General features: G+C 52.2%; 9 protein-coding genes and 1 pseudogene. 5 read left to right on the top strand and 5 right to left on the bottom strand.

The window, feature by feature from the left end; genetic code table 11:
- Window positions 1-130: 130 nt before the first annotated feature.
- On the bottom strand, window positions 131-730 hold the full coding sequence (locus AC06G5_RS07050; RefSeq protein ID WP_480459180.1) for a TetR/AcrR family transcriptional regulator: 600 nt from the start codon (window positions 728-730) through the stop codon (window positions 131-133).
- A gap of 167 nt (window positions 731-897) precedes the next feature.
- On the opposite strand from AC06G5_RS07050, the gene AC06G5_RS07045 reads away from it, so the two are divergent.
- From AC06G5_RS07045 to AC06G5_RS07030, 4 genes are all read left to right on the top strand, one after another.
- Complete coding sequence (locus AC06G5_RS07045; protein ID WP_480459179.1) at window positions 898-1,998, top strand: alkene reductase; 1,101 nt, start codon at window positions 898-900, stop codon at window positions 1,996-1,998.
- A 74-nt stretch (window positions 1,999-2,072) separates the two neighbouring features.
- Window positions 2,073-2,861, top strand: a complete 789-nt coding sequence (locus tag AC06G5_RS07040; protein WP_480459178.1) for an SDR family NAD(P)-dependent oxidoreductase — start codon at window positions 2,073-2,075, stop codon at window positions 2,859-2,861.
- A gap of 103 nt (window positions 2,862-2,964) precedes the next feature.
- On the top strand, window positions 2,965-3,834 hold the full coding sequence (locus AC06G5_RS07035; RefSeq protein WP_480459177.1) for an alpha/beta fold hydrolase: 870 nt from the start codon (window positions 2,965-2,967) through the stop codon (window positions 3,832-3,834).
- Between the two features lie 75 nt (window positions 3,835-3,909).
- Window positions 3,910-4,908: an NADP-dependent oxidoreductase gene (locus AC06G5_RS07030; protein ID WP_480459176.1), complete on the top strand. Its 999-nt coding sequence runs from the start codon at window positions 3,910-3,912 to the stop codon at window positions 4,906-4,908.
- A gap of 386 nt (window positions 4,909-5,294) precedes the next feature.
- On the opposite strand, the gene AC06G5_RS07025 is transcribed toward AC06G5_RS07030, so the two are convergent.
- From AC06G5_RS07025 to AC06G5_RS07010, 4 genes and pseudogenes are all read right to left on the bottom strand, one after another.
- The gene (locus AC06G5_RS07025) at window positions 5,295-6,158 is read right to left on the bottom strand and encodes a methyl-accepting chemotaxis protein (protein WP_480459859.1); all 864 of its coding nucleotides are present in this window, start codon (window positions 6,156-6,158) and stop codon (window positions 5,295-5,297) included.
- A 21-nt stretch (window positions 6,159-6,179) separates the two neighbouring features.
- Window positions 6,180-6,323: pseudogene (locus AC06G5_RS07020) on the bottom strand (HAMP domain-containing protein); the annotation flags it as partial.
- Window positions 6,324-6,970: 647 nt separating this feature from the next.
- Window positions 6,971-9,055: a 3-hydroxyacyl-CoA dehydrogenase NAD-binding domain-containing protein gene (locus AC06G5_RS07015; RefSeq protein WP_480459175.1), complete on the bottom strand. Its 2,085-nt coding sequence runs from the start codon at window positions 9,053-9,055 to the stop codon at window positions 6,971-6,973.
- 77 nt (window positions 9,056-9,132) lie between these two features.
- Complete coding sequence (locus AC06G5_RS07010) at window positions 9,133-10,284, bottom strand: OmpP1/FadL family transporter (protein WP_480459174.1); 1,152 nt, start codon at window positions 10,282-10,284, stop codon at window positions 9,133-9,135.
- A 442-nt stretch (window positions 10,285-10,726) separates the two neighbouring features.
- On the opposite strand from AC06G5_RS07010, the gene AC06G5_RS07005 reads away from it, so the two are divergent.
- Window positions 10,727-11,689 (top strand): helix-turn-helix transcriptional regulator, encoded by a 963-nt coding sequence (locus AC06G5_RS07005; RefSeq protein WP_480459173.1) that lies wholly within the window; start codon window positions 10,727-10,729, stop codon window positions 11,687-11,689.
- Window positions 11,690-11,930 lie beyond the last annotated feature (241 nt).

Here is an 11,930-nt window from a genome sequence, read left to right as displayed (position 1 = left end):
AATCCAGCATGAGAAACAGGTCGAAAGCGGCCAGTAAATATCAGCAACCAAAGCCAGAAGCAGACCTTCGGATGTCTACGAAAGTAGGGCCGATTTAGAAGGAGCCAGCGCCGTAACTGAAAGCGTTTATCTATGTGTTTCCCTGCGGCTCACTGACTGGCGACAACGGCAATGACGCAATTATCTCAGCGTGGCAAACCTCGAGTATTTCATCAGCCAGAGAAGAATCATCTGGGCAGGCGCGCGACAACATGACGGCACCGATTGCATGCGCCAGCATGTCGATCATTTTTGCCCGCACCCTATCCGGCGGCGCGTCTTGGCTCGCTTTGTACTTTTCTTCAAGCGCTGCCAGAGTGCTTTCTACACCGCTGGCAAAGGTGGCTTTCAACTCATCTGATTGACGCGCAGCGTCTCCACAAAGGGCCGCCATGGTGCAACCGATGCCCCTACCGTCTCGGTGATCCCTCGACACATACAGATCGATGAACTCAGTAACTTCGAGACCTTCGGAACTGGTCAGCGAATGCGAAAGACTGTTCGCTGCCGCTTCAGCCATCAAATCAGCCTTGGAGCCGAAGTGCTTGTAGAAACCGCCTTGCGTAAATCCGGCTGCTGCCATGAGTTCAGCCACCCCCACGCCATCGTAGCCACGCTCGCGAAACAGCTCTGAAGCCGTCTCAACGATGTGAGCTCTATTGGCGAGTGATTGCGCCTTGGTGATCTTCATTTCCTGCGCCTCTGCATCTCAAAGCAATGCCCTCATCATACTCTGATGTCGATCATAATCAAAAGCATTGACAGTTTTGAGTATGATCGACATCATAAATTCGTCAACGCGAATCTTCCCTGGCACGGCGCATGTCGCCTTCATTAATTAACGAGTATGGAAACGATATGAACGATAAGACGTTATTTGAGCCGTACACGCTCGGCTCGCTGACACTTTCCAACAGAATCGTGATGGCTCCGCTGACGCGTAACCGTGCGGGAGAAGGCTTCGTCCCGAGTGAGTTCGCTGCAACCTATTACAGCCAGAGAGCCTCTACAGGCCTGTTGATCTCCGAAGCCTCGCAGATCTCGCAGCAGGGACAGGGCTACCAGGATACGCCCGGTATCTACACGCAGGCGCAGATTGATGGCTGGCGCAAGGTCACCGATGCCGTCCACGCAAATGGCGGACGAATTTTCCTGCAACTGTGGCATGTCGGACGCGTATCGCACGTTGACCTGCAGGACAACGGTGCCTCTCCGGTAGCACCCTCCGCTCTCCGTCCCGCGACCAAGGTGTTCGTCAACAATAGCTTCGTGGACGTTTCAGAGCCGCGTGCGCTTGATATCAGCGAGCTTCCCGGGATCGTCAATGATTTTCGCCAAGCGGCGGCCAATGCCATCGCGGCGGGATTCGATGGCGTAGAGATCCACGGTGCAAACGGCTATTTGCTGGATCAGTTCGTCAAGGACGGTGCCAACATCCGCACCGATGCCTACGGTGGCTCGATTGAAAATCGCGCTCGCCTACTGCTGGAAGTGACGGCGGCGGTAGTAGCCGAGGTCGGAGCAGAACGCACAGGCATCCGTATATCGCCAGTTTCGCCAGCCAATGGTGTCTCCAGCAGCGAACCGCAGGCCCAGTTTGACTACATTGTCGACCAACTCGATGCCTTGGGCATTGTGTACCTCCATGTGGTCGAAGGCGCGACTGGCGGGCCGCGCGATATTGCACCCTTTGACTTTGGTTCTTTGCGCCAACGCTTCAAAAATACTTACATCGCGAACAATGGCTACGACGTGAATTTGGCCACTTCTCAACTCAACGATGACAAGGCTGACTTGATCGCCTTTGGACGTCCCTTCATAGGTAACCCGGACTTGGTGGAGCGCCTTAAAACCGCTGCCTCTTTGTCGGCATTCGATCCTGCGACCCTGTATGGCGGCGGTGCAGAAGGCTACATCGACTACCCAACCCTTGCTGAATCCAGTACCCGTCACGGCTGAAAATCACGTCTGCGCACGTCCTCCGGACACCACGCATGACTCGCCTATCGATATCCGAAACTGAGGATCAATTCATGAGCATCCCTACCACCGTTCTCATTACCGGCGCTTCCACTGGCATCGGCGCTACCTACGCCGAGCGCTTTGCACAACGCGGACACGACCTCGTACTGGTTGCCCGCGACAAAGGGCGGCTGGATGCTCTTGCAGCACGGCTGCGTGAGCAACACAACGTCACCATTGATGTTCTCCAGGCTGACCTGACCCAAATCAGCGATCTGACGACGGTCGAGGCTCGCCTACGCGACGACGCCAGTATTGGCATCCTGGTGAACAATGCAGGCGCCGCGCAATCCGGCAACTTTATCGAACAATCCACCGACAGCGTTGCTCAGTTGGTTACGCTCAACACTACCGCACTGGTACGACTTGCCAGCGCCATCGCCCCACGCCTGGCACAAGCAGGGGACGGCGCGATTATCAACATAGGCTCGGTTGTTGGCCTGGCACCTGAGTTCGGGATGACGGTCTACGGCGCGACCAAGGCGTTTGTACTGTTTCTTTCTCAAGGTCTGAGCCTGGAACTTTCGCCCAAAGGCGTATACGTGCAAGCCGTGCTGCCGGCAGCCACTCGCACCGAAATCTGGGAACGTGCGGGCATCGACATCAACACCTTGAGCGAAATTATGGATGTGGGCGATCTGGTCAATGCTGCGCTGGTCGGTTTTGATCGTCGCGAGCCGGTGACCATTCCACCGCTACAAGACGCCGCTCGTTGGGATGCTCTGCAGGCAGCCCGCCAAGGTTTGCTTTCTGAGATTCGCCAATCTGTAGTCGCCGAGCGCTATCAAGCCAAGGCGTGATTATCAGGCTGCAGGCGCTGATACGCATTCCTTGATGTGCAGGCGCTTGCTGCAGATTTTCTTACATTCACTCATCCACCCCTCATCAGGGCACGGTGTGCACATGATCGTTGAAGCCACAAATCGTGACCTTGGATTGCCAGCGCAGTTTGTCTCCGTCGCGAACCAGCAGGTGACTGTCGAAGGAACAGCATTTGCCTACCGGGACTTGGGGCCGAGAGACGGGTTACCGCTCGTGTTGTTGAATCATTGGGGCGCAGTCCTGGATAACTTTGACCCACGCATCCTCGACGGACTGGCCCGCACTCGGCGAATCATTGCCACTGACTATCGGGGAATCGGCGCATCTGGTGGATCCGCACCTTTGACCGTCAGTGAGATGGCGGACGATGCCATCGCCGTGATCCGCGCTCTGGGATTCAAAAAAGTCGACCTGCTGGGTTTTTCACTGGGTGGGTTCGTCGCACAGGACATTGCGCTGAGAGCCCCTGAGATAGTGCGCAAACTTATTCTGACTGGTACCGGGCCGGCGGACGGCCAAGGTATCGACAAGGTGTGGTCTGTGTCGTGGCCGTTGATGCTTAAGGGGCTTGTGACAATGCGCGATCCGAAGTTTTACCTTTTCTTCACCGGTACAGCCGATGGGCAAAAAGCTGCAAGGGATTTTTTAGATCGACTGAAGGAACGTAAGAAAGGCCGGGACAAGAATCCAACGCCTACCGCCTTCATGCGGCAGCTAAAGGCGATTCAAGCTTGGGGCCGGCAACAGCCTCAGGATCTCAGCCGGATTCAGATACCCACACTGATTGTAAACGGTGATAACGACATCATGGTTCCCACTGTTAACTCTGCCGAGTTGGCGAACCGAATACCAAATTCACAACTGATCATTTACCCCGACGCGGGTCATGGCGGGATCTTCCAATATCACTCTGATTTCGTGACGAGAGCGACGGTTTTTTTGAATGCCTGAACGCCCTCGGCTCGCCTTACAGCAGCACGCTGGGTTGTGCCTGCTGCCGTCCCATTGAACCATGAGAACCGAATCATGAAAGCCTTCCTGATCGACCGTTACGGCAAGAATCATGGACGTATTGGCGAGGTACCGGAACCGGAACCGGGAATCAACGACGTCCTTGTTAAGGTGCATGCCAGCAGCGTCAACCTACTGGACTCGAAGATCAGCAAAGGTGAATTCAAACTGATCCTGCCGTACACATTCCCGCTGATTATGGGTAACGACTTAGCCGGCGTCGTCGTTCGCGTGGGGTCAGGGGTGCGCAACTTCAAGCCCGGAGATGAGGTCTATGCCCGCCCTCCCCAGGCGCGCATCGGAGGCTTTGCCGAGCTGATCGCGATTGAGGAAAGTGCCCTCGCACTGAAACCCAAAAATACCCCCATGGAAGAAGCTGCTTCTCTTCCCTTGGTTGCGTTGACCGCCTGGCAGGTGCTGGTTGAAACAGCCCGGTTGAAAAAGGGGCAAAAAGTTTTTATCCACGCGGGTTCCGGTGGCGTCGGCACAATTGCCATCCAGCTTGCAAAACATCTGGGCGCTTTCGTCGCGACGACGACCAGCACCAGTAACGTGGATTGGGTTAAGGCGTTGGGGGCAGACGTCGTCATCGACTACAAGCAGCAAAACTTCGAAAACGTCTTGCGCGACTACGATGTTGTATTGAACAGCCTCGGCCCTGTCGAGCTGGAAAAATCACTCAGCATTCTCAAGCCTGGAGGCCAGCTCATCTCTATCTCAGGGCCACCGACGGCAGAGTTCGCACAAGAGCAAAAACTGTCCTGGGGATTGGATTGGGTTATGCGTCTGTTGAGCAGCGGCATACGCAGAAAAGCCCGCAAAAAGGACGTCAGATATTCGTTCGTTTTCATGCGCGCGAGCGGTGCTCAATTGGAAAAAATCACTGCGCTTGTCGAGTCCGGAGTTATCAAGCCTGTGATCGACCGAACCTTCCCTTTTGAATCAGTGGCTGAGGCCTTGAGGTATGTCGAACGGGGCAGAGCCAAAGGCAAGGTAATCATCAAGCACATATGAGTACAACTGACACTCGATAGTCGGAACTCGGAACTCGGGACGAGGGTTCATATCGTTTGCAGTCATACGTATGCGAACAGGTTAGGAAAATAGGGTAATGACTGTCGAGAATCTGAGAACATGCAAATCCGTGCGGTCTCCCAAATCAGATCAAGTTCAAGGACAATTGGAGGGCGCCGAGTTACTGATCAGTAACTCGGCCATCGTGCCGGATGAGACACGTGGCTCAGCCCCACATGAAGGTCACTCATCAGACGAATCTTGGATTGACTGGACTCCACCTCCAGAAAAAATCGGGTTGCAGTCCAAACCCGCACCGTCATCACCTCCAACGATAGTCTGGCGCAAATTGATGTTGGAGCAATAGTAACCGAACTTGCATTTTGCTAAAGCCGAAAGCGACTCACGGACGCCGTCAACTCAGAGCCTAATTCCGCCAAATTTCGAATCGATTTAGTGTTTCGCTCTGCCGTTGTCGCAGATGCATCTGCCAATGACCTGACGTGTTTAATACTTCGGTTTATCTCGCCTACAGCTGCGCCTTGCTGTTCCGCAGCCGCAGCAATTTGCTGATTCATCGCCTGAATCTCGGCAATAGACTGGCCGAACTCTAACAAGAGAGTCCTGACGTCCTTCGCCTTGGTCACGATTTCACGAGTACGGTCGTTCCCGCGCAATACCAGTGAGGAGGCCGCTGAGCTACCTTGCTGGAGTGCGTCTACTAGGCTTTCTATTTCTGTGGTCGATTGCTGAGTTCGCATTGCCAAAGCCCTGACTTCATCTGCGACCACTGCGAAACCACGGCCTTGCTCCCCAGCTCGCGCGGCTTCAATTGCCGCATTTAGCGCCAGTAGGTTGGTTTGCGTTGCGATAGAGTTGATGACGTCTACGATCTGACCGATCTTAGCTCCGTCCAGACGAAGCCTTTCCATTGCTAAACCAAGCTCATCCATTTCCTCCCCGAGATGTTCTATCTGGGCTACCGTATCGCGAACAACAACTTCCCCGTTTCTCGCCCTCGCGTCCGAGCTTGCGGCTGAAACTGCAGCGACCTCTGTATTGCGCGCGATCTCTTGTACGGTGAACACCAACTGATTAATCGCTACCGCAACCTGCTCAACCTGTGCGCGTTGTTGATCTATATTGATCTGAGCTTCGCTACCATCCTCGAGCAGTTCTCTGGAGGCGCTGCTGAGGTGTGCTGCGCTTTCGCCTATGCGACCAACCAAATCTCGAAGGCCCGAGCACATGGAATGAGTAGCGCGCTGTAGCTGGCCGATTTCGTCGCGGCGGCCTGAGGGGGCAATCTCCCTTAAATCCCCTTCTGCAATGCTTTGAGCAACGGAGGCCGTAATTTTGATTGGAGGAACAAGCTGGCGTGATATGACGATAACGGCGAAGGCGCTTCCTATCATAGCCAAGACGGAGGCAGATATTAAAAACCAGTAGATAACATAAATCGTTCTCTGCTGTTCCGCGTAGATCTGCGTCGCTGCTCCAGTGAGCGTTAATCCAGCACTTTTTATGGTGCTCGCTAAGGCCTCGCCAGCGGTCAGATCACTACCTGGACTCGGCGAAGAGTCAGACTTCATGGTATCGAGAGTCTTTTGGACATCAACGAGCTCAGATTCAATTTTTATTAGCGCTTTCTCGGTCGATGAGTCCACATATGTGTATCCGGTTGGATAGGAATACTGCTCACGAGGCAATACCCCCGTCGTATTGGCACCTACCTCGGGAAACTGTTGGTAAAATCTGACGTTCAGAGATAGGAGCTTCCTCTCAAGCCCTGCCACCTGCCAGTTCTCGTGAATCAATGAAGACAACTTATAGGTTCCTACAAAACCCGAAATCGTCACTCCAAGACCAATGATTATGGCAATAGAGAAGCCCAGCGCCAGCTTATACTGAACATTAATGTTTTCCATATGCCTACGCAGATTGAGCACGGCAAGATCCTCTATGGGCGGCAGTAAAAAAACGACATAGAACATTCAAAATTTTAATTATCAATAGTCGCTATATATAATTAACGACTCACGCCCTTTGAGAAAGACTCTAACTACCTGCACTCATTGATTGATTCCAATGATGAGCCAACTTCATAAAGCGGCCCCAAATGCCCTAATGACGATGCAGACCTTACAAAAACATCTGTACCGACTGTGTGGATATAGCTGAGCGGCCCTCCACGAAATCGTGGGAATCCCAGCCCCATTACGGCTGCAAGATCTCCATCTTCGGCACTGAAAATCGTATTGTCAGCAAGGCAACGAGCAGCTTCTAAACACATCGGGATCATCAGCCGATCTACAATCTCTTGATCGGAGATTTCATGTTCTGCAATCGTCCCATTGGCGTAGACTTCAGCTTTGAGTGAGGGGAGTTTTTGATTGCCACCAACGAGACCATCAATATAGTTATAAAATCCTAAGCCACTTTTTTTGCCAAAGAGGCCCGCGCTCAATAACTTTTCTGCAATTACTGGAACTTGGTGACTCATCCGCTCTGGGAAGGCATCCTGCAAGACTTTGTCTGCGTGCACCAAAATATCCAATCCGATAACATCAGCTAACGCTGCCGGCCCCATAGGCCAGCCGAAACGTTCCATAACGCAATCTATCCGATTAAATCCAACACCAGCATTTAGTAAAAGATTGAAGGCATTAAAGTAAGGAAATAAAATTCGATTTACATAAAATCCTGCTCCATCATTTACTACAATTGGCGACTTTCCAATATTGATAGCAAATGCCACTGCTCGCGAGATTGTGTCCTCAGACGTCTTCTCACCCCGCACAACCTCGACCAGTGACATCGCCGGGACGGGATTGAAGAAATGGATGCCACAGAAATTTTCAGGCCGAGAAAGACCTTCGGCCAATGTGTTGATGGAAATTGTAGAGGTGTTAGATGAAAGTAAGGCACTATCTGGAATTTTTTCCTCTAGCGCAGCCAATACAGTACTTTTTATGTCGACATTCTCCGCCACAGCTTCGATTACAACTTGGCACTGCGAAATTTCGACATCGTCCAACGTCGAGGTGATTTTAGCCAAAGCAGTCTCAGCTTCGAACGCCGTCAATTTACCACGCTTAGTTTGCTTAGAGAGATACGTCTTAATGGTGTCTATGCCTAGATCCAAAGCCGGTTGCGTAATGTCCTTCAACACGACCTTAAGACCGTTTGTCGCCATTTGGTAAGCGATACCTCCGCCCATAACTCCTGCCCCCACTACAGCCCCCACTTTTACTTTGGGTAATGCAGTGGCGCAACGCGCAGATCGCTTCTTCATCGCCTGTTCTGCGATGAACAAACTCACAAGGTTTCGAGCCTCAGGGAGTTTCGAAAGCTTTGCAAACAGTTTTCGCTCAGCTCGTAGAGCTTCATCGAAGGGTTCGGAGGCGTTTGATAGGACTAAGCGATAAATTTCCACTGGTGCCTGGAAGGACTGATCGTGAATCTCAGGGTGTCCGTCGGTGTTTTTGAATGAATAGGATTGGATGGGAGCTCGTTTCAACTCTCTTCTACCCTCCCAAAGGGAACGTGACCGAGCTCTGGACTTCAGAAGGGCCATGGACTCACTCAGAAGATCTTCACTCTTAACCGCCAAGTCAGCCAAACAAATGGAAACTGCAGCGTCAGAGTCAATGGTCTTACCTCCGGCTACATAGTTCAGAGCGGCGTCCAGGCCAATTAAGCGGGAAAGACGAACCGAACCTCCCCATCCAGGACAGAGGCCAAGCGTCACTTCCGGCAACCCCAGGCGCGAACCATTTGTGATAACCCTGTAATCTGCACTGAGCGCAAACTCCAACCCACCACCCAGCGCAAACCGCTCTATAGCAACGACAGAAGGGAAAGGTAACGTCTCTATCCTGTTGCATAGCAACTGACAATGAGCAGCCCACTGCTCAACGCTTTTCTCGCTCCCGGAAAAGATGGATGGAAAACTTTTGATATCTGCGCCCGCAATGAAACTATTTTTTCCACTGGTAATGACCAGCCCTCTAATATCGCGGGTTTGTTCGAGGACATCCAACGCCTCGGCCCATTCGCGTATGGCTTGCTGGTTTAGGATATTAACTGGGCCAGACGTATCCAAGCGCCACTCAATAAATCCTTCAGGCAGCCGAAAGAGGCTCATGGTAATTCCAGAGTACATTCAATATCCCTCAAACTTTTAGCAAAAAATACCGACTTAAAGACGCTTTAGACTTGGAATCAGAACTTCCAGCCGTACCCGACAGTTACGAAACCCATATTTGTATGTATCTTAGTGCCCTCACTCGGGCCGGTTCCCGTTGAGCTTGTACTTAGATCGTATTCATATCCAAGGGTTAACTCGCCGTTATTTTTGAAGCTGCGAGTCACTCCAATCGTTGCGGCCTTAGGATTAATACCAACCAACAAGGTGTTTTGCAGGGTATAATCTGATGGAAACTGTTTGCGAGTAGTGCTGTAACCAGCTCGAACAGTCCACTCAGGTGAAATCTCATAGGCAGCACCAAGCCTGATAATATCCTGCGAGCGCCACCCGAACAGTTCATGATAAGCATCGCTGTTCTGCCAGGATATATGCTGCCAGTCTAGCGCTACAGTTAAAGCATCAGTTGGTTTTACCGCCAGGCCAACAGCATATTGTTCTGGTATATCAATAGAGCCACTCACCGTGGAAAGGAGGTCATCTTCATAGCCGTCGTAGCTACTCATTTTGATCTTGCTTGCGTACATGGCACCTACCGAAAGCCAAGGTTTGGCTTTCCAAAGAGCACCTGCTCTCCACCCTGCGCCATAGGAATACTCAGCCCCGTGTGCAGGATTACTTGCACTCCCATCAGGCAAAGGAATTCCCTGGATTTCAAGTCGCTGTGCCGCCAATGCAAGCGAAAAGCCTAAGGAAAACTGGTCAGTTACCTTATATGCAATAGTCGGAAGCCCTATCGCTTGGATAAATGCACCTTTCGCCCGATCCACGTTTGGATTTGGAATAAGCGCGTCGTCATAACGGAAGAGCACACCGCTGGCCGCAGTAGAAAACCCCAATGAAAGCTTGTCATTGATCTGATAGTTAACCCCGAACTCTGGGATCGGCGCATAGCGCTTGCCGCTATGTTTGTTCTCACTGTTCAGAAACTCGGTATCCGTGTCGACGTACAGAATTTGGAAGTCACCATCAATGCGACTTCCCACTTCGGCCATGCCTGCCGGGTTGTTAGCCGCTGCGATAGCGTCTTGGGGAAATGCTACGCTAGCGCCCGCCATACCCGCCGCCTTGGCTCCGTAGCCGGTAAGCTGAGTTCCGTTAGCTCCGAAGCAAATACTTGGGATTTGAGACAAGAGGACAACACTTGCAAGGAAGAGGACTTTGTTCACGACTTATTCTCTTTATTTTTATTGATAGAAGCGTGTAGATCGAGGTCGCAATTCTGTCCGGTCTAGCCTTTTCCAAGTATCGGGCAAAGGCCACAGGGAAGCTCCACTCGATCAGATGTGCTACCAAGGTAGCGCCGATCCAAGGCCAGACTGCCAGAGACCTGAAATCGATGCGCGCACCTAAGTGACCTAGGAATAGGATTTCAGGGACGTGTCCAGCACGTCATCGCCAAACGTTGTCCGCCCTGTTTTCCTGGGATAGAGTGAAATAATGCGCCACGCCGTTAACGGAGCGCTGAAGCGTCCAGCTCTCCAAGGTTTTGGCTCGGGCATCGTGAAACGCGGACTAGAATTCATAATAAAAACAAGAGGCACCCGAGATGCTGAATCCAACATTTTCTGCGGAAGGTCTCGCAGAATACTCACCTAGGGAGGCCCCATTATGGTGATCACTCCCAGTGAAGCTCGAGACAAAAGGTGGTCTACGGCTGACGCCCAAAGCCTGGCACCACTGAGTGCTTTCAAAGCGGTAGTGTCTGCAGAAATCGCTGAAATGTCAGTGGAAAGCGAGTTGCAGGACACATTTCGAGCGTCTTGGACTCGCTATGGCTTAGGGCCCATAGATCTCAATTTTTTGGAATGCGACTCCCAGAAAACCTCTCGCTCCATTGAAATGGCCAAGCGGGATCAAAGACCCTTTTTCGAACTGCTTTATGCAAGAAAAGGTCGCATACAGGTCTCTCATTGTGGCGAAATCTCTGAGGTGCCCGCCGGTGCATTCGTCCTTCTATCGGATCAAAAGCCATACTCTCTAGAATTTCCCGACGGTAGCATTTGCCTCACCGCCCACATGCCAGAGGACTGGTTGAGGAAATGGGTTCCAGACCCCAATCCTCTAGTCGGAAAGCCACTCGGCGTGGGTGGCGCATGGTCGCTTCCGCTCCAAGGATTACTGACAGCGTTTGCCGATGCCGGCTTGGAAACAGCTCCACTGCCTCGATTCGTACTTGCCGACCAGTTCGGCGCCATGTGCGCTTTGGTCGCAAACGTCAAAATGCCTGACAAACATAATTCCGAGCTCGCTACCCGGATTAAAAGATTCATCCTGGAATACTATCCAAACCCAAACCTCACCCCTGCTACTATCGCGGGACATCTCGGCATCAGCACGCGCCACCTCCACCGAGTGTTGGCGGCTTTCAATGAAAGCTACAGCGGCTTGCTGCTTGAGACACGATTGAACAAAGCTGCCCAATTGCTAGCGACCCCCTCACAGGCCATCGTGTCCATCAGCGATATTGCCTGGTCGGTCGGTTTCGTCGATCAAAGTCATTTCGCTCGGCTGTTCAAATCAGCTTTTAACACCACCCCCTCTCAATACCGCTCTACTCTTCGTCAACCGTAAGAGGGCGACCTCGCGCCCCGTCTCTCTACCCCTTCGGTATAAGCGGATGGCAAACAGCTCGTCGACCTTTGTGATGGAACTATCTTCCCGGCTTGGGCCAACAGCTTCTCTCGCACCGTTGGATTGGATCATTCGGAGGAAGCAATTGACCGCCACTGACCTATCGAGTGATATCAGTTAGCACGGCATATCACTGGCCTGCTTCATCGGCATGCGGTGCAGGACGCGCTTTAGAAGAACG

This window comes from Pseudomonas sp. WT-JTC, assembly GCF_056711565.1.
This window is presented reverse-complemented; position numbering and strand designations above follow the sequence as displayed.

Bases quoted from the DNA above. Each gene is read 5' to 3' on its own strand.
- AC06G5_RS07050 (WP_480459180.1), bottom strand. From the start codon at position 730: ATGAAGATCACCAAGGCGCAATCACTCGCCAATAGAGCTCACATCGTT.
- AC06G5_RS07045 (WP_480459179.1), top strand. From the start codon at position 898: ATGAACGATAAGACGTTATTTGAGCCGTACACGCTCGGCTCGCTGACA.
- AC06G5_RS07040 (WP_480459178.1), top strand. From the start codon at position 2,073: ATGAGCATCCCTACCACCGTTCTCATTACCGGCGCTTCCACTGGCATC.
- AC06G5_RS07035 (WP_480459177.1), top strand. From the start codon at position 2,965: ATGATCGTTGAAGCCACAAATCGTGACCTTGGATTGCCAGCGCAGTTT.
- AC06G5_RS07030 (WP_480459176.1), top strand. From the start codon at position 3,910: ATGAAAGCCTTCCTGATCGACCGTTACGGCAAGAATCATGGACGTATT.
- AC06G5_RS07025 (WP_480459859.1), bottom strand. From the start codon at position 6,158: ATGTGCTCGGGCCTTCGAGATTTGGTTGGTCGCATAGGCGAAAGCGCA.
- AC06G5_RS07015 (WP_480459175.1), bottom strand. From the start codon at position 9,055: ATGAGCCTCTTTCGGCTGCCTGAAGGATTTATTGAGTGGCGCTTGGAT.
- AC06G5_RS07005 (WP_480459173.1), top strand. From the start codon at position 10,727: ATGGTGATCACTCCCAGTGAAGCTCGAGACAAAAGGTGGTCTACGGCT.